Below are 17,159 nucleotides of genomic sequence, written 5' to 3'. Positions count from 1 at the left end.
GCAGAAATCATCGGAGGTGGCGGTGCTCGACTTCTGGCTGACGCTGGCGGACCGGGAGTTCTACGTTCCGCTGGAGCGGGCCCCCGAGGTGGGCGAACGCTACCGGCCCGGTGAGGTGCCGGACGGGTGGCGCGGCACCGCCGACGGGGTGTGGATGCACTGGCAGCCCGCCGAGCCGGTGATCGCCGAGCAGGGCTGGAAGGTGCACGTCTCCACCGTCCTGCCGCGGTTGCAGTTCACCCTCGACACCGTCGCCCGGATCTGCTTCGAGGAAGGGCTGGCGTTCAAGCACCTGGCGAACCGGCTGTTCTTCGAGACCATGCACCACAAGCACGCGGCGCGCTCGCAGGCCGGCAAGTTCTGCGCGATCTACCCGCCGGACGCCGACAGCGCGCGGCGGCTGCTGGACCGGCTGTCGGTCGAGCTGAAGGACGAGGTCGGTCCGTACGTGCTCTCCGACCGGCGGTACGGCGACACCGGGGTGGTCTACTACCGCTACGGCGCCTACCTGACCCGCACCCTCACCCAGCTCGACGGCACCAGGCTGCACCTGATCAGGGACGGGCACGGCAACGACGTCCCGGACGTGCGGTCCGCGCAGTTCGTGCTGCCGGCCGGCATCGAGGACCCGTTCGCCCTGCCGGCCGAACCGCACACCGGGCCGATCCTGCTGGGCGGCCGGTTCGAGATCAACAAGGTGATCCGGCACAGCAACGGCGGCGGCACCTACCGGGCCGTCGACGCCGAAACCGGCCGGACGGTGTTCATCAAGGAGGCCCGGGCCCACAACGGCCTGATCGGCGACGACACCGACTCCCGGGACCGGCTGCGCAAGGAGTACGCCATGCTGCAGCTGATCCACGAGCGGGCCCCCGGGCTCTGCCCCGAGCCGGTCGACTACTTCACCGAGTGGGAGCACGACTTCCTGGTCGCCGAGTTCGTCGAGGGCACCGGCTTCCTGCAGTGGGTCGCCGGGAACACCGTGATGGGCCGGCTCGGAGTGGAGGCCGAACGCCACTCGGCCTACCTCGCCAAGGTGGAACAGCTGATGGCGGGCCTGCGGGAGAAGATCGACCGGCTGCACGCGATCGGCATGCGGTTCGGCGACCTCAGCCACGGCAACGTGGTCGTCCTGGAGGACCTGACGGTCCGCCTGATCGACTTCGAGACCTCGACGCTGTTCACCGAGCCGCCGTCCCCGCTCGGCACGCCGGGGTACACCCCGCCGCGGCCGCTGCGCGAGGCGGGCGTCGACAACGACGAGTACGGCCTGTCCGGCCTGGCCCTGTGCGCGCTGTTCCCGCTCAGCCAGCCGCTGGAGCGCGACCCGCGCGGCCGGGCGGAGCTGTACCTCCGCGACCTCGAACAGCAGGTGCCCGTCCCGGAGGCGCTCTGGCGCACCGCCACCAGGTACCACGGCACGGCCACGCCGGACGTGACGGGCAGTCATGAACTGCCCACCGCTGCTGAGTTGGACGAGGACCCGCAGCGGGCGCTGGCCGCGCTGCGCGACGGCATCGCCGCGGGCCTGCTCGCGATGGCCCGGCCGGACGGCCAGGACTGGCTGTTCCCGCCCTCGCCGCGCGGCTACGCGGCGAACACCCACTGCCTGGAGCACGGCACGGCCGGCGTGCTGCACGCCCTGCACCAGGCGCAGGTGCCGATCCCCGACGAGGTGCTGGACCGGTTCCGCCGCGACGTACGGGCGAACGCCGGCGCCATGCCGCCGGGCCTGCAGGCCGGCACCGCCGGCCTGGCCTGGGTGATGGCCGAACTCGGCCTGGCCGAGGAGGCCGAGCAGCTCCTGCACACCTCGCTGCAGCATCCGCTCGCGCTGAACTCCGCCCACCTCGGCAACGGCGCCGCCGGCATCGGCCTGGTCCACCTCGACCTGCACGCCCGGTACGGCGGCGACCAGCGGCTGGTCACCGCCACCAAGCTCGGCGACACCTTCGTCGGACAGCACCGGGACGTCGTCCGGTCCGACGCCGGCATCGCGGGCCTGGCCACCGGGCTCGCCGGAACCGCCCTGTTCCTGACCGCGCTCGGCGAGTACACCGGCGAGCGGCGCTACCTGGACGGCGCCGTCGACCTGATGCACGCCGAACTCGACCGGGCGGTGGACGGCGGCGCGGACGGGCTGCTCTTCCGGGACGACTCCGGGATCCGCAACCTGCCCTACCTGTCCGTCGGTTCGGCCGGCGTCGCGCTCGCCCTGACCCGGCTGGCCGCCGTGACCGGCGACGAACGCTGCACCGCCGCCCTGCCCCGGGTGCTCACCATGTGCCGCCTCACCTGCGCGGCCGAACCCGGCCTCTACCTGGGCGTCGCGGGCTGGGCGTACGCCCTCGCCGAGCACGCCCACCGCACCGGCGACGCCGCCGAGCAGCAGGTCGCGGTGCGGATCGCCACCGGCCTGGCGAAGTACGCCGTCCGCCACCCCTCCGGGCTGCGGGTGCTGGCCGGCGGCCAGGAGCGGTACACCGCCGACCTCGCGTCCGGCAGCGCGGGCGTCCTGCTCGCCCTCACCAGGGTGCTCGACGGGCCGGGAGCACTCCTGCTCCCCGCCCCGGCCCCCCACTGAACTCCGGCCCCCGGCACCGCCGGTGACCGGTCACCGTCCCCCGCAGTCCCGCGGGTCGACGGTTCACCACCGCACGGAAGGAAGGACCCGACATGAACGCCGTCATCGCCCTGCAGGCCCTGGAAGAGACCACCGAGGCCATCGAGACCCCCGGCTTCTCCGGCCTCGGCAGCCTGATCAGCCTGTACAGCTCCTGCTCCAGCAGCTGCCGCCCGGCGTGACCCACGCCCTCCACCGGAAGGACGGACTCGACATGAACGCTGTTCTCGCCCTCCAGGGCCTGCCGGAGAGCGCCGGGTCCGCCGAGGGCCTGGCCGTCACCACCCTCGGCAGCTTCATCAGCCGGTTCAGTGAGTGCTCCTCCAGCTGCCAGATCGCCTGATCACCCGATCTCCTGATCGGTGACCGGCAGCCCCGGGCGGCATCCGACAGACCTCAACTGCCGGATGCCGCCCGGCTCCACTTTACGCACGAGGGGAAAGGCACATCCGGATGGTCGACACCGGGCCGGCTCCGGCCGACGCACCGCGGGCCCCCGAACCGACGCTCCGCGAGGCCCTGACGGAACTGCGCCGCTACGTGGCCCCCGAGCGCCGGCGGCTGCTGACGGCAGGTCTGCTGCTGCTGCTCTCCGGCGCCGTCGGACTGGTGCAACCGCTGGTCGTGCAGCACCTGTTGGGCGGCACGGACCCGCTGCGCGGCGCCGCCCGGCCGCTGCTGGCGCTGATGGCCCTGGTCGTGGTCGGCGCGGCCGCCTCGGCCTACGGCGGCTACCAGTTGAGCTCGGCCGCCGAGGGCGCCGTGCTGACGGCCCGTCGGCAGCTGACCGCGCACGTCCTGCGCCTGCCGATGACCGCCTTCCGCCGCGCCACCCCCGGCGACCTGATGGCCCGGGTCACCGGCGACACCACCCTGCTGCGCCAAGTGGTCCAGCAGACCCTGGTGCAGGCCGTCACCGGCCTGGTCATGACGCTGGGCGCGCTGGTCATGATGGCCGTCCTGGACCCGGTGCTGCTGGGCGCCAGCGTGCTGGCCATCGCGCTGCTGCTGGGCGCGCTCGGACTGGTCATGCCGCGGATCCGCCGGGCGTCGATCGGCGCGCAGGACTCGGTCGGCGAGATGGGCGCCGTGCTGGACCGGTCGCTGACCGCCTTCACCACCGTCAAGGCGTGCGGCACCGAGGAGTCGGAGGCCCGGCGGGTCGCCGACGCGGCCGAGCGGGCGTACCGGCACGGCGTGGTCCGGGCCCGCTGGGACTCCACCGCCAACGCCGCGGCCCTGCTGGCCGTGCACCTGGTCTTCCTGGTGGTGCTCGGCGTCGGCGCGCTGCGGGTCTCCTACGGCGCGATCCCGGTCGCCACCCTGGTGGCGTTCCTGCTCTACGTCTTCTTCCTCACCGAGCCGGTGATGTCGCTGGTCGGGGTGGTCGCGTTCGCGCAGACCGGGCGGGCGGCGCTCCAGCGGATCGGCGAGATCACCCGGCTGCCGCCGGAGCCCCCGCGCTCGCCCGCCGCGTCCACTGAAGCCGTCGGGGCCGTTGAAACCGTCGGGGCCGCCGGGGCCGGGCCGGGCGAGCCGGCCGTGCTCTTCGACCGGGTCTCGTTCCGCTACCCCGGCAGCCCCGACCCGGTGCTGCGCGACTTCTCGCTCGCCGTGCCCGCGGTGGGCCTGACCGCCCTGGTCGGACCGTCCGGCGCCGGCAAGAGCACCGTGCTGAACCTCGTCGAACGCTTCTGGGACCCGGACGCCGGCTCGATCCTGCTGGACGGCGCCGAGGTGCGGGACTGGGACCTGCACCGGCTGCGCTCGGTCATCGGCTACGTCGAGCAGGACGCCCCCGTCATGGCCGGATCGCTGCGCGAGAACCTCGCCTACGCCACCGACCGGGCCACCGACGCCGAGCTCCACGAAGTCCTCGAACTCACCCGGCTCGACGGCCTGTTGACCCGCCTCGGGGGCGACCTGGACGCCCCCGTGCAGTACCGCGGCGTCTCGCTCTCCGGCGGCGAACGCCAGCGGATCGCCATCGCCCGGGCCCTGCTGCGCCGCCCCCGCCTGCTGCTCCTCGACGAGGCGACCTCGCAACTCGACGCCGTCAACGAGGCGGCGCTGCGCTCCGTGGTGCAGGACCTCGCCGCCCGGATGCCCGTCCTCGCCGTCGCCCACCGGCTGTCCACGGTGCGCGACGCCGCCCGGATCGCCGTAGTGCAGTCCGGAACCGTCCGGGCGGTGGGCACCCACGAGGAGCTGCTGCGCTCCGACCCGCTGTACGCCCAGCTGGCCGCGCAGCAGCTGCTCACCGAAGCGTCACCTTCCGGACCGATCAACTCCCCTGTCGTCACAGGATCTTGACGGCGGTCATGTTTCGAGATCAACTTAGCCCCCGTCAACTCGTGGCCAGGGGGTCTCATTGGGATCGGGGCTGGGATCCGGGCTGCAGCGGGCCCGGCAGTTCATGCTCTTGGCCACCGGCCTGTACCGGGCCAGCCATCTGCTCAACGGTGTGGCCGCGGCCGGTGGCGGCGGAACCGCGCTGCTGCTCTTCGGGGCGTCGCTGGCCAGCAGCGCGGTCCTGTTCCTCCCCGGCTGGCGGCAGGGCGAGTTCGGCCGCTACCGGCTCTGGTGCGACGTCCTGCTGGCCGGCTGCCTGGTCCCCGTCCTCGCACAGGCGACCGGCACCGCACCGATCGCCCAGGCCGGCTCCTGGGTGATGCTGCTGGGCAGCTCGGCGACCGCCGCTGCGGCGGCCGGACTGCCCGAGCGGGCGGCGGCCGGCGCGATCGCCCTGGTGGTGGCCGTGCACACGGCCTGCTGCCTGCAAGCCGGTGCGGCCCGTGCGCTGGGCGGCCACCTGGTCTCACTGGTGTCCTCCGCACTGCTGGCCTACGTCCTCGGGCGCTACCTGCACCGCCAGGGCGTCCAACTGGACGAGGCCCGGGAACGGGCGGTGCGCGCCGAGGCCGCCCGGGCCCGCCGCGCCGAACGCGTCGCCCAGCACCGGGCCCTGCACGACACCGTGCTGGCCACCCTGACCGCCATCGCCCACCAGCGGATCGACCCCACCGCGCCGCCGTTCCGCGAGCGCTGCGCCCGCGAGGCCTCCTACCTGCGGCGGCTGATCCAGCGCCTGGACGAGGAGGAGGGGCAGGGCGGCGAGGTCGCCGCCGGCGAGGTGCTGGAACAGGCGGTGACCGCCGCCGAGGGCATCGGCCTCACCGTCAGCGCCCGGTACCACGCCCTGCCCGCGCTGCCCGCCCCGGTGGCCAGCTCGCTGGGCGCGGCCGTCACGGAGGCGCTGAACAACGTCCGTCACCACGCCGGCACGTCGACCGCCCACCTGACCGCCACCGGGCGGGGCGACGGCATCGCCGTCACCGTGGCGGACGACGGCTGCGGCTTCGACACCCGGCTGACCCGGGCCGCCGGCACCGGTCTGCGGCAGTCGATCCACAGCCGGATGAAGGAGATCGGCGGCGCGGCCGCCGTGGACAGTGCCCCCGGCGAGGGCACCCTGGTGGAACTGAGGTGGCCCGCATGACGGACAGACCCTGCGACGCGATCCGGGTCGCGGCGGTGGACGACGACCGGATGCTGCTGGACGGCCTGTGCTCCTGGCTGGAGAAGGTCCCGAGCTTACGGCTGCTCGCCAGCGCCCCGACGGTCGGCGACCTGCTCGCCGGACCGGGCCGCGAGGCGGACGTCGTCCTGCTCGACCTGCTGCTGCGGGACGGCTCGGCGCCCGAGTCGAACGTCACCCGGCTGTGCGCCGCCGGACCCCGTGTCCTGGTGATCAGCACCCACGCCGCGCCCGCCGACGTGGTGGACACCATCGCCGCCGGCGCGGCCGGCTACCTGACCAAGGACCACGCCCTCGACCGCCTGGTGGACGTGATCGGCGAGGTCGCCGCGGGCCGGGCCGTGCACTCCCCCGAGATGGCGTTCGCGCTGGCCCACGACGACCGCCCGGAACGCCCCCGGCTCGCGCCCCGGGAACTCCAGGTCCTGCTCGACTACGCCTCCGGCCTCACCCTCAAGGCGACCGCCCGCCGGGCCGGCATCAGCCCGCAGACCGCCAAGTGGTACCTCGACCAGGTCAAGGAGAAGTACCAGCGGGTCGGCCGCCCCACCTTCACCAAACTCGACCTGGCCGCCCGCGTCCGCGAGGACCGCCTCCAACTCGCCGGACCCGACGGCTGACCTGGCGTCAACCCCGACCTTGGTCAGGGGTGCGCCTGGACCTTCGGGCCGGGCCCCCGGCCCCGGCGGCCGCCTACCGTCCGCCTCATGACGCACCGCCATCGAGCGACCGACCCCGGCTCCCACCGCCTCCCACCGCGACGCCGTCCCGGCCTCGCCGCCGGGCTGGTCCGCCACCGGGTACCGGCACCTCTCGGAGGCGCTGCCGGCCGGGCTGCCGAAGCTCGCCACCGAGGTCGGGCTGCTGGTGGCGGGCGCGGAGGACGGGCGTCAGCCGTTCAGGGCGTCAGCCGTTCAGGGCGTCGGCGGTGGCGCGGGCGAAGGCCTCGGGGTTGTCGAGCATGATGTTGTGGCCGCAGTCCGGGACCGTCCGGACGACCACGCCCGAGGCCGTCAGCCGCTCGGCGTCGGCGGGCGCGCCGTCGGCGGCCGGGTGGAGGAAGGTCCGCGGGACGGGCAGGCCCCGGAGCTGGTCGCGCAGCGCGGGCGTCGTCCCCTGCGCGCGGTGCACCGCCGTCCGGTACAGGGCCTCGCGCCCGGCCAGGCGCATCGTGGCCCACCAGGCCGGGCCGACCCGCTGCTCCGTGCGCCGCCAGCCGTCGGCGAGGAACTCCTCCTCCGTCCAGGTCTCGATGGCGCTGCTGCCGGGGCGGGGTACCGGCGGGGCCGGGTCCAGCGCGGCGTCCACCAGGACCAGTCGCGAGACGAGCCGCGGGTGCCGGGCGGCGAGCAGCACCGCCACCGCGCCGCCCAGGCTGTGCGCGACGACCTCGGCGCCCGTCACCCCGGCGGCGTCCAACGCGGTCGCCACGGCGTCCGCGTGGGCCTCCAGGGTGTAGGCGAAGTCCGTCGGGCGGTCGCTGATGCCGAAGCCGAGCAGGTCGAGCAGCAGCGACCGCCGGCCGGTCAGCAGCGGGTGCGCGGCTGCGGCGGCCCAGTACACCGGCGAGCTGGCGCCGAGCCCGTGCAGGTAGAGCCGGGCGGGTTCGGCGCCGGGGAGCTCCACCCAGCGGATCCGGTCGCCGTTCGGGGTCACGGGGGCATGGCGCACGGTCGTCTCTCCTTGCTCGATGGCGGAACGGCGCGACCATACCTCGACATCGAGGTATCACGCTATCGATATAACGCGGCCGCGATCCGCGGATCTGACAGCATGGGCCCATGCTCAAGCTCGCGATCCTCGGGTTCCTCCACGACCGGCCGCTGCACGGCTACGAACTGCGCCGCCACCTGGCCGCCCTCACCGGCCACGTCCGCCCGATCAGCGACGGCACCCTCTACCCGGCGATCAAGCGTCTGGAGGCCGACGGCCTGCTCGTCCGCGAGACCGAACCCGGCTCGGTCGCAGCCCCCCGCCACACCCTGCACCTCACCCCCGCCGGGCGCGCCGCACTCCTCGAACGACTGCGCACGCCCGAGCAGTTGGACATCAGCGACGAGAACCGCTGGTTCACCCTGCTGGCCTTCCTCCGGCACCTCCACGACCCCGCCGAACAGGCCGCCGTGCTCCGCCGACGGCTCGCCTTCCTCGGCGAACCCGCCAGCTTCTTCTACGACGGGGCCCGGCCGCTGCGCGCGGAGGAGATCACCGACCCGTTCCGCAGCGGCATCCTGCTGATCGCCCGGGCGACCACCGAGGCCGAACTCGCCTGGCTGCACGACACCCTCGCCGGCCTCGACGACTCCCCGGCACCGCCCCGCGACTGAGGCGACCTCAGCGGGCCGCGGCGGGCGGGGCCAGCCGGAGGCCCGCCAGGTCCGGGGGGACGCAGGAGTCGGGGCGGAAGAACGGGGCGGACTCGCCGTCGGTCGCGGCGGCGGGCGCGTCGGTGAGCCGGAAGCGGTCCCGGAGCCGGCCGTAGAAGTCGGTGGGCCGCAGGCGGACCAGTCGCACGCGCTGCGGGGCCCGGTAGACGCCGATCCAGTCGCCGGGGTCGAGGACGCCCCGGAGCTGGCCGTCGATGCTGACCGCGGCGCGGCCGGAGTGCGGCAGGATGCGCAGCGCGACCGGCTCGTCGGGGGCGGCCACGACCGTGCGGTTGAAGGTCATGTGGGCGGCGATCGGGGTGAAGACGACGGCGTCCATGTGCGGGGAGAGCACGGGCCCGCCGGCGGAGAAGCTGTACGCGGTGGAGCCGGTGGGCGTGGCGACCACGAGGGCGTCGGCGGAGTAGGCGGCCAGCAGCCGGCCGGAGACGTAGACGCCCGCGCCGACCTGGTGGTCGCGGGCGAGCTTCTCCACCACCACGTCGTTCAGGGCGTTGACGTCCAGCGGCACGCCCCAGCCGTCGCCGGCCACGGGCTCCGGTCGGGTCGGCGGGGGCGGCAGGGTGGGGCCGCGTCCGTGGTCGAGGAACGGCCCGAGGTCGGCGGGCACCTCCGGCGGCCGGGAGGCCCGCATGGTCAGCGTCATGCGTTCCTCGACCGGGGCGTGGCCCGCGTGGACGGTGTCGAGGGCGGTGGCGAGGTCGCAGGCCGGCACCTCGGTGAGGAAGCCGACCCGGCCGAGGTCGACGCCGAGCACGGCGGCGCCGGTCTTCACGGCGATCCGGGCGCCGCGCAGGAAGGTCCCGTCCCCGCCCAAGGTGACCACCAGGTCCGGCTCGCCGGCGGCACGGGCCTCCTCGCGTCCGGAGTGACGCCGGTGGTCCCGCGACCACACGTCGATCTCGGTGCAGGGGACGCCGTGCGCCGCGCACCACCCGAGCACGACTCCCGCCGCCTCCCGGGCGGCGGCCCGGCCCCGGTGGACCACCAGTCCGACGCGCTGCACGGCCATGCTGGACCTCGTCCCGTTGCCCCTACCACCGACCCGGGCGGCCAGGATGCCGGGGGTCGCGAACTGTCACCCCGTCAATCCTGGGATCCCGGCGCGCGATCGGGCCGCCGACATGCCGTACGCGCCGGCCCGGTCCGCGGGTCGGCCGCACCGGCGCGCCGGGCCGTCCCAGGACCGGGGCCGGAGCGTGCCCGCGCGGTAGGTTCGGTTCCGTGACCGGCAACGACGCGGTCCTGGCGTTGATGGTGGCGACGGCGCTGGGCTTCGACTTCACCAACGGCTTTCACGACACCGGCAACGCGATGGCGACCTCGATCGTCACCGGGGCGCTCCCGCCCCGGGTCGCGGTCGCCGTCTCGGCGGTGCTGAACCTGGTCGGGGCGTTCCTGTCGACCGCGGTGGCCGCGACCATCGCCAACGGGCTGGTCGCCACCGGGGAGGTGACCCTGACGGTGGTCTGCGCCGGCCTGACCGGCAGCATCCTGTGGAACCTGGCCACCTGGTACCTCGGCATCCCGTCCAGCTCCTCGCACGCGCTGATCGGCGGGGTGATCGGCGCGACGGTGGCGGCGGCCGGCTTCTCGGCCGTCAAGTGGCAGGGCCTGGTCTCCAAGGTGATCGTGCCCGCGGCACTGTCGCCGTTCATCGCCGGCGCGGTCGCCGCGACCGGCACCGTCCTGGTCTACCGCCTCACCCGCGGCGTCCCCGAGGGCCCGCGCGGGCAAGGGTTCCGGTACGGGCAGGTCGGTTCGGCGTCGATGGTCTCGCTCGCCCACGGCACCAACGACGCGCAGAAGACCATGGGCGTCATCACGCTGGCCCTGATCGCGAACGGCACCCTGCCCCCCGGGTCGAAGGCCCCGGACTGGGTGATCCTCTCCTGCGCGCTGGCGATCGCGCTCGGCACGTACATCGGCGGCTGGCGGGTGATCCGGGCCCTGGGCAAGGGCCTGGTGGAGATCGAACCCCCGCAGGGGATGGCCGCCGAATCGGCCTCGGCCGCCGTGATCCTCTGCTCCACCGACTTCGGCTACTCGCTCTCCACCACGCACGTGGCCACCGGATCGATCCTCGGCTCCGGGGTCGGCCGCAGCGGAGCCCGGGTGCGCTGGCAGCTCGCCCGCACGATGGTGGCGGCCTGGCTGCTGACCCTGCCCGCCGCCGCCCTGGTCGGCGCGGTGGCCTACTGGATCGCGAACGGCATCGGCGGGACGGCCGGCGTGGTGGTGATCTTCGTGGCGCTGGTCCTGGCGTCGGTGGCCCTCTTCGTCGCGTCCCGCCACCCGGCCGTCACCGCGGAGAACGTCAACGCCGCGTGGACGGGCACGGTGGCACCCGAGCCCACCAGGACCGACGAGGTCAGCCGGTGAACTCCTGGATCAACCTGGACGCGATCTGGCGGATCGTCGTGGTCGGCCTGCTCACCGGCGCCGGCCTGCCCGCCCTGTTCGCCCTCGGCCTGCGCCTGCTCAACCCGGCGCCCCTCCCCGGCCGGCCGGCCACCGACCGCCCCACCGCCGGACCGCTCGGCCGCACCCTGGCCGGGCTGATCTTCGCCGTGGTGCTCGCCGCGATCGGCTGGGGCGTCTCCGTCATCGTCAACCACCGGTGACGGACCTGCCGGGGCCCGGGACGCTGCGCCGCGTTGCGGACGGCCCGCGGTAGCGGTGTCGTACAGGTGTACCGAGATCCGCCCCTGCTCTCCGTGACCGCCCGGGCCGCCCGCCTCACCGCGGGCCCGCCGGGCCGGTCCGGAACGAAGGGAACGAACCCCCATGACCACCGTCACCGCCTACGCCGCACCCGCCGCCAACGCCCCGTTGGAACGCACGCTCGTCGAGCGCCGCCCGGCCGGCGAGCACGACGTGCTGATCGACATCGCCTTCGTCGGCATCTGCCACACCGACATCCACCAGGTCCGCGAGGGCTGGGGCGCCGCCTCCTTCCCCATGGTCCCCGGACACGAGATCACCGGGATCGTCGCCGAAGTCGGCCCCGGGGTGAGCACCTTCGAGGTCGGCGACCGGGTCGGCGTCGGCTGCATGGTCGACTCCTGCCGGGTGTGCGAGAACTGCCGGGCCGGACTGGAGCAGTACTGCGCCGACGGCCCGGTGTGGACGTACAACGCCGTCGGCAGGGACGGCGGGCTCACCTACGGCGGCTACGCGCAGACGATCGTCGTCGACGAGAACTACGTCGTCCGCCTCCCCGACGCCCTCGCGCTCGACACCGCCGCCCCGCTGCTGTGCGCCGGCATCACCACGTACTCGCCGCTGCGCCACTGGAACGCCGGCCCGGGCAGTAAGGTCGCCGTCGTCGGCCTCGGCGGCCTCGGCCACCTGGCCGTGAAGCTCGCGCACGCGCTCGGCGCCGAGGTCACCGTGCTGTCGCAGTCCCTGCGCAAGAAGGACGACGGCCTGCGGCTCGGCGCCGACCACTACCTGGCCACCGCCGACCCGGCCACCTTCGAGGAGCTCCGGGGCGGCTTCGACCTGATCCTCAACACCGTCTCCGCGCCGCTCGACTACCCGGCCTTCTTCTCCCTGCTGCGCACCGACGGCACGATGGTCAACCTCGGCCTCCCCGAGGAGCCGCTGCCCGTCGACCTCCGCGCGCTGAGCGGCAACCGGCGCAGCATGAGCAGCTCCGGCATCGGCGGCATCGCCGAGACCCAGGAGATGCTGGACTTCTGCGCCGAGCACGACGTGGCGGCCGAGATCGAGACGATCCGCGCCGACCAGCTCAACGAGGCGTACGCCCGGGTGCTCGCGGGCGACGTCCGCTACCGGTTCGTCGTCGACGCCGAGACCCTCTGACATCCCGGCCATAAGGCCCGCGCCCATGGCGGGATCCCGGCATCGAACCACTCGGACGGATGACGGTCCGCCCCCGGCCCATTCGACCGAAAGGCCCGGAGGCGAATATGACGTACAGTCATCGAAACGTCACGCGACCCGGTTGTTCGCCGTGCGGCCGAGGTGTTCGCCACCGGAATTCCGCATCACGACCTTTCGGTCATCGAATCATCGTGTCCGGCCCCCATTGTTCGGGCTACCGAATCGCCAGGGCGGACTCGATCCGCTTGAGGCTGTGCCGGGCCAGGGCCAGGTTGGCACGCGACCGGTCGAGCGCGACGTAGAGGAAGAGCGAGCTCTGGCTGTCCGCCAGCGGGCGGATCAGGTGGTACTGGCTGCTGAGGGTGATCAGCACGTCCTCGATGGCGTCGTCGATCGACAGCACGGCCAGGGCCCGCATCTTCGCCCGGACGACCTCGGTGTTGGCGGCGGCCGCGACCTCCAGGTCGAGCTGCTGGCTCCCGCCGAGAAACCCGAGCGACATTCCGCTCTCGTAGTCGACCAGGGCCGCCCCGAGGGCGCCCTCGATGCTCATCGCATCCGCGAGCGCGCTGTCAATGTTCATGAGCTGTCCGTTCTTTGCGTGGCTTCCGGGCAGGACTCCCGGATGCTGGGGACAAAGTAGCAACAGGAACCCGCTCTGGTCACCGCACGGAATTGGCGAATAAAGTACGCTGCACAGGAGTTGGGGAACGAGGGGGGTATTGGTGCGCGCGCTCGAAACGTCGCTCTCCGCGGTACTCGACTCCCCCGGGGTGATCGGCGCCGTGGTCGCCGACGCCGTGTCGGGCCTCGGCCACGCCTCCGTCGGCGAGCACCGACTGCTCGGCACTGCGGCCGAACTCGCCGAACTGGTGGGCCTGGTCGACGACGGGCTGCGCGCGGCCGGGGCGGAGGGCGAGGTGGAGAGCCTGGTGGTCAGCACCACCCGCCACCATCAGGTCGTTCAGCTGATCGCCCGGCAGGGCGACCCGCTGCTGCTGGCCACCGTCCTGGACCGGACGCGGACCAACCTGGCGCTGGCCGTCCGCCAGACCGCCGATCAGGCAAGGGAACTGCTGGCATGACGGGTGAGCCGGACCTCGACACCCCGTCCGCTCCGCCCGCCGCGCACAGCGTGCCGGACCTGCTGTTGGCGCTGCGCCAGGCCCGCTTCACCGGTTCGGTACTGGTCTCCGGCACACCCGGCGGCACGATCCGGCTGGAGCAGGGGCTGGTCACGGCGGTCGAGACCCCGGGGGCGCCCGCCGTCGAGACCCTGCTGCTCAAGTCCGGCCGGATCGGCGAGGCCCAGTGGGCCGCCGCCGAGGCCGCCGCGGGCTCGGCCTCGCCGGGCGGCCGGCCGGCCGACCTCGGCGCGGTGCTGGTGGCCCAGGGAGCGATCGGCGCGGCCGAGCTCGAAACCGTCTGCGCGGCCGCGGTCTTCGACGGCGCGTTCGCGCTGGCGCTGGGCCGGCCCGGCAGTTGGCAGGCCGCCGAGGCGGACCTGCCCGCCAGGATCGCGCTGCGCCCCGGCGTCGAACCCGGTCAGCTGTCCGAGGAGACCGCCCGCCGGATCTCCCTGCTGACCCGCCTCGGGAGCCCGCCGCGCGAACTGGCCGCCGTCCGGATCCGCCCGTCGGCGCAGGCCGGGACGGCCGTGGCCCGCGCGTCGGCACGCCACCGGGACATCCTCGTCGCCGCCACCGGCCGGCGCACCGCCCGCGACCTCGCCTTCGCCCTCGGGCGCGGGGTGTTCGCGGTGATGCTCGACCTCGTCCGGATGGATGCCGGACACCTGCTCCACCGGGAGCCCGCGACCGCCGCTCCCGGCGTACCGAGCGTCGCCCCGCGCACCCCTCCCAGCGGGCCGCCGCCGATCAGCGACGGGCCCCTGCCCCGCCGGGTCCGGGGCGAACAGCCCCTCGGCGCGACGGCCGCCCGCACCGGGGCACCCGCACGGGGCGCGCTGTCCGCGCCCGCCGAGCCGACCGCAGCACACGAGAAGAGCGAGAAGAACGCACGATGAGCAGCCAGATCACGCCGACCGCGCTCGAAGCCGAGCTGAAGTCCCTCCGGGAACGGGTCATGGGCATCGCCGAGAGCGTCGTCGCGACCGCCGACGGCCTCCTGGTGGCCGCCGACACCGCCACCGTCCACGCCGAGTCCGCCGCGGCGCTCTCCGCCGCGATGCTCGGCCTCGGCCAACGCACGGCCAACGAGGTCGGCCTGGGCGGCCTGCGCGACGTCGTCACCCGGTGCAACGGCGGCTACACCGTGGTGCTGGCGATCGGCGACCGGGCGCTGCTGATGATCCTCGGCGACGAGGGCCTGGACATCGCCGCCCTGCACCGCGAGTCCCCGGCGACGATCCGCCGCCTCGCCGAACTCCTCGGCATGGCCCCGGCGGACCTGACCACGGCCTGACCCGACCGCGGCTCCACCGACCCCGACGCCGCATCCTCGCCCACTGCCGGGCCGCCTGCCGCCGTTCCACGGCGACCTCGGCGGCGGGGGCGAGGACGGCGAAGCCGCAGGGCCGCCGCCGCGCCGATCCCGTGATCGGCGTCCGTGACGACGACGCTCCGCCCCACGCCTCCACCCTCCGTCGCACCTTCCATCGCTCGGCCCCACGGTCGACCACCGCCGACCCGGACCGGGGGCAGGCACGTCCGAAGGTCACCCGGACGGCCCGGACCGTCCGCCGCGGACACGCGACCGGGCGACGGCGCGCCGGCTGGCATGATCGACACATGGTCGAACGAGTGATTGCCGCATGTGACGGAGCAGCCAAGGGCAACCCCGGGCCGGCGGGCTGGGCGTACGTGGTCGCCGACAGCGCCGCCGTGCCGCAACGCTGGGAGTCCGGGGCGCTCGGGCACAGCACCAACAACGTGGGCGAGTTGACGGCCCTTCAGCAGCTGCTGGCCTCCATCGACCCCGCCGTGCCGCTGGAGGTGCGGCTGGACAGCACCTACACCCGCGACGCCGTCACCAAGTGGCTGGCCGGGTGGAAGCGCAACGGCTGGAAGACCGCCGCGGGCAAGCCCGTCGCCAACCAGGAGCTGATCCAGCGCATCGACGTGCTGCTGACCGGCCGCGACGTCACCTTCGTCTACGTCGCCGCCCACCAGGTCGACGGCGACCCGCTGAACGCCGTCGCCGACAAGGCCGCCAGCGATGCCGCCCGCACCCAGCAGGGCGCCTCCGGCACCGCCTCCGACCTGCCCGAACCCGACCCGCAGAGCAGCACCGCCACCGCGGCCAAGCCTCGCCGCCGCCCCACCGCCGCCAAGACCGCCAAGTCCGCCACCAAGTCCACCGGCCGCACCCTCGCCGCCCGGTTCCCCGGGACCTGCCCGTGCGGCACCGCCTACCCCAAGGGCGCCACCATCACCAAGGTCGGCTCCGGCTGGGGCCACCCGGACTGCGCCGCCGCCCACTGACACTTCGCTGCGGCGGCCACGGAGAACCCTGCTCGGGGCCACCCGTGGCCGCCGGGCCGGTGTACGCGTCGCTGGCGAGCCTGCCGACGGTGCTGAAGGCGAGGCGGCCCGTCGGCGTCTTCACGCGCAGGCGGGTTCCCCGCCCGACCGGCTCGGTGTCGACGGGCCGGCTGTGACGGGCGGTCGGAACGGGTTCGGGTCGATCCCGGTCTCGGCGACCGGATCGTCGCGGTCGGTCATCGATCGGTGATGGTAATGTCGCGGCCGGCCTGGTAGATCTTGGCGTGGCCCGAGGCCTTGGCGTTCAGCGTGACGCCCGGCGTGGGCGCGTCGTCGGCGGGGAGGGCTGCACGGAGCTCGTCCAACAGCTGTCGCAGTTCCGGCGCGGCGTTCGCGTCCCGTCGGAGGAGGCGGGCCAGTCGGCGCTCCCACTCGTTCTGCAGGCCCGCGACGGCGTTCTCGTCGCCGGCTTCCCGGGCGGCCGTCAACTCGTCCCGGGAGTCGTCGAGTTCCTCGCCGATCGACTCGCCCTGCCCGGGGTGGAAGCGCCGCCACAGGGCGATCAGCCCGCTCCGGGCCAACGCCCACCCCTCGGTGACCATGACCCTGGTGACCACCGGCGCGGCCGCCTGGGCCAACTGTTCGAGCTCGTCCACCGAATTCCCCTCCCCGAACGACTTCCCGTGCGCCAGCGTAGGGCAGAACCACCTCCGGCGGCCGCCGGTCCGGAGAAGCAACTCGCGCCAGCGCCTTGGGACTTGTCGCGAGGACGAGCCGCTCGACGAGGACCGGGCGGCGGACGTGCCCGGTCCTCGGGACCTGCCTGTGAGGACGGCTACCGTTGGCGCACGGCGGCCGGGATCGGCCACTGAATCGGGCAGGAGCACATGGCAGCGGCGCTGACGTTCGAACCGGCGCACCGGTCGCGGGCACGCCGGCTCCACGCCCTGCTCGTCGTGCCGGCCACGGCGCCCGCCCTGCTCGTGCATCACAGCGTCTCGGCCGACTCGTCCCCGACCACGCGGGCGATACCGGGCATGGTGCACAGCACGGCCGGGCCGGCGAGCGCTTCGACCTGAACGACCCGACCGCCGGTACGTTCCTGATCGAGCAGGACCGGCGCGTGCGGCTGGAGTCCATCAACGCCGGCGAGATGCTGCACCCGATGCACCTGCGCGGCCACACCTTCCAGGTGGGCGACTCCGGCCCGCGCAAGGACACCGTGGCCGTCAAGCCGAAGCAGCGGGTCGTCTGCGACTTCGACGCCGACAACCCCGGCCGGTGGATGGTCCACCGCCACAGCGCCTACCGCGCCTGAC

At 74.1% G+C, this 17,159-nt stretch carries 20 protein-coding genes; 15 read left to right on the top strand and 5 right to left on the bottom strand.

The window, feature by feature from the left end; all coding sequences use genetic code 11:
• The first annotated feature begins 16 nt into the window (after positions 1-16).
• From lanKC to CG736_RS12020, 6 genes are all read left to right on the top strand, one after another.
• The gene (gene lanKC, locus CG736_RS12035; RefSeq protein WP_100586170.1) at positions 17-2,584 is read left to right on the top strand and encodes a class III lanthionine synthetase LanKC; all 2,568 of its coding nucleotides are present in this window, start codon (positions 17-19) and stop codon (positions 2,582-2,584) included.
• Positions 2,585-2,676: 92 nt separating this feature from the next.
• Positions 2,677-2,805 (top strand): class III lanthipeptide, encoded by a 129-nt coding sequence (locus tag CG736_RS37035; RefSeq protein WP_198520459.1) that lies wholly within the window; start codon positions 2,677-2,679, stop codon positions 2,803-2,805.
• A gap of 32 nt (positions 2,806-2,837) precedes the next feature.
• Positions 2,838-2,966, top strand: coding sequence for a hypothetical protein (locus CG736_RS38360; protein WP_255418997.1), 129 nt, complete (start codon positions 2,838-2,840; stop codon positions 2,964-2,966).
• A 110-nt stretch (positions 2,967-3,076) separates the two neighbouring features.
• Positions 3,077-4,936, top strand: coding sequence for an ABC transporter ATP-binding protein (locus CG736_RS12030; RefSeq protein ID WP_100586169.1), 1,860 nt, complete (start codon positions 3,077-3,079; stop codon positions 4,934-4,936).
• Positions 4,937-5,039: 103 nt separating this feature from the next.
• Positions 5,040-6,122: a sensor histidine kinase gene (locus tag CG736_RS12025; protein WP_100586168.1), complete on the top strand. Its 1,083-nt coding sequence runs from the start codon at positions 5,040-5,042 to the stop codon at positions 6,120-6,122.
• Positions 6,119-6,781, top strand: a complete 663-nt coding sequence (locus CG736_RS12020) for a response regulator (protein ID WP_100586400.1) — start codon at positions 6,119-6,121, stop codon at positions 6,779-6,781. The genes CG736_RS12025 and CG736_RS12020 overlap by 4 nt, the downstream gene beginning before the upstream one ends.
• Positions 6,782-7,067: 286 nt before the next feature.
• Here the strand turns inward: CG736_RS12020 and CG736_RS12015 are convergent, their stop codons facing one another.
• Positions 7,068-7,832 carry an alpha/beta fold hydrolase gene (locus CG736_RS12015; RefSeq protein ID WP_100586167.1) on the bottom strand — a complete coding sequence of 255 codons (765 nt, stop codon included), beginning with the start codon at positions 7,830-7,832 and terminating at the stop codon, positions 7,068-7,070.
• Between the two features lie 110 nt (positions 7,833-7,942).
• Here CG736_RS12015 and CG736_RS12010 point away from each other — a divergent pair, with 110 nt between their 5' ends.
• Entirely contained in the window at positions 7,943-8,488 is a 546-nt protein-coding gene (locus CG736_RS12010) for a PadR family transcriptional regulator (protein WP_100586166.1), read from the top strand.
• Between the two features lie 7 nt (positions 8,489-8,495).
• Here the strand turns inward: CG736_RS12010 and CG736_RS12005 are convergent, their stop codons facing one another.
• Positions 8,496-9,560, bottom strand: a complete 1,065-nt coding sequence (locus CG736_RS12005; RefSeq protein ID WP_100586165.1) for an NAD(+)/NADH kinase — start codon at positions 9,558-9,560, stop codon at positions 8,496-8,498.
• A gap of 212 nt (positions 9,561-9,772) precedes the next feature.
• On the opposite strand from CG736_RS12005, the gene CG736_RS12000 reads away from it, so the two are divergent.
• The 3 genes from CG736_RS12000 to CG736_RS11990 all read left to right on the top strand — a co-directional run bounded on the left by CG736_RS12000 (position 9,773) and on the right by CG736_RS11990 (position 12,376).
• The gene (locus tag CG736_RS12000) at positions 9,773-10,930 is read left to right on the top strand and encodes an inorganic phosphate transporter (protein ID WP_232733949.1); all 1,158 of its coding nucleotides are present in this window, start codon (positions 9,773-9,775) and stop codon (positions 10,928-10,930) included.
• A complete protein-coding gene (locus tag CG736_RS11995) occupies positions 10,927-11,172 on the top strand; it encodes a hypothetical protein (protein WP_100586164.1) in 246 nt (81 codons plus the stop codon). Before CG736_RS12000 ends, CG736_RS11995 begins: the two co-directional genes overlap by 4 nt.
• A 163-nt stretch (positions 11,173-11,335) precedes the next feature.
• Positions 11,336-12,376 carry an NAD(P)-dependent alcohol dehydrogenase gene (locus CG736_RS11990; protein WP_100586163.1) on the top strand — a complete coding sequence of 347 codons (1,041 nt, stop codon included), beginning with the start codon at positions 11,336-11,338 and terminating at the stop codon, positions 12,374-12,376.
• A 235-nt stretch (positions 12,377-12,611) separates the two neighbouring features.
• Here the strand turns inward: CG736_RS11990 and CG736_RS11985 are convergent, their stop codons facing one another.
• Entirely contained in the window at positions 12,612-12,980 is a 369-nt protein-coding gene (locus CG736_RS11985) for a hypothetical protein (RefSeq protein WP_100586162.1), read from the bottom strand.
• Positions 12,981-13,122: 142 nt separating this feature from the next.
• On the opposite strand from CG736_RS11985, the gene CG736_RS11980 reads away from it, so the two are divergent.
• The 4 genes from CG736_RS11980 to CG736_RS11965 all read left to right on the top strand — a co-directional run bounded on the left by CG736_RS11980 (position 13,123) and on the right by CG736_RS11965 (position 15,840).
• Positions 13,123-13,482, top strand: coding sequence for a hypothetical protein (locus CG736_RS11980; RefSeq protein WP_232733948.1), 360 nt, complete (start codon positions 13,123-13,125; stop codon positions 13,480-13,482).
• Positions 13,479-14,423, top strand: coding sequence for a hypothetical protein (locus CG736_RS11975; protein ID WP_198520458.1), 945 nt, complete (start codon positions 13,479-13,481; stop codon positions 14,421-14,423). Before CG736_RS11980 ends, CG736_RS11975 begins: the two co-directional genes overlap by 4 nt.
• Positions 14,420-14,821 (top strand): roadblock/LC7 domain-containing protein, encoded by a 402-nt coding sequence (locus tag CG736_RS11970; RefSeq protein WP_100586160.1) that lies wholly within the window; start codon positions 14,420-14,422, stop codon positions 14,819-14,821. Before CG736_RS11975 ends, CG736_RS11970 begins: the two co-directional genes overlap by 4 nt.
• Before the next feature lie 326 nt (positions 14,822-15,147).
• A complete protein-coding gene (locus CG736_RS11965; RefSeq protein WP_100586159.1) occupies positions 15,148-15,840 on the top strand; it encodes a ribonuclease H in 693 nt (230 codons plus the stop codon).
• 236 nt (positions 15,841-16,076) lie between these two features.
• Here CG736_RS11965 and CG736_RS11960 read toward each other — a convergent pair whose 3' ends face one another.
• Complete coding sequence (locus CG736_RS11960) at positions 16,077-16,496, bottom strand: hypothetical protein (protein ID WP_232733947.1); 420 nt, start codon at positions 16,494-16,496, stop codon at positions 16,077-16,079.
• Between the two features lie 332 nt (positions 16,497-16,828).
• Entirely contained in the window at positions 16,829-17,002 is a 174-nt protein-coding gene (locus CG736_RS37030; protein ID WP_198520482.1) for a hypothetical protein, read from the bottom strand.
• Between CG736_RS37030 and CG736_RS37025 the strand changes: the two genes are divergently transcribed.
• Complete coding sequence (locus tag CG736_RS37025) at positions 16,964-17,158, top strand: multicopper oxidase domain-containing protein (RefSeq protein WP_198520457.1); 195 nt, start codon at positions 16,964-16,966, stop codon at positions 17,156-17,158. The two genes, CG736_RS37030 and CG736_RS37025, sit on opposite strands and share 39 nt — an antisense overlap.
• The last annotated feature ends 1 nt before the right edge of the window (position 17,159 follow it).

The sequence above is a fragment of the Kitasatospora sp. CB02891 genome, assembly GCF_002803145.1.
Classification (GTDB): Bacteria; Actinomycetota; Actinomycetes; order Streptomycetales; family Streptomycetaceae; genus Kitasatospora; species Kitasatospora griseola.
Note: the sequence above shows the minus strand (reverse complement) of the source record. Positions and strands in the feature narration are given on the sequence as shown.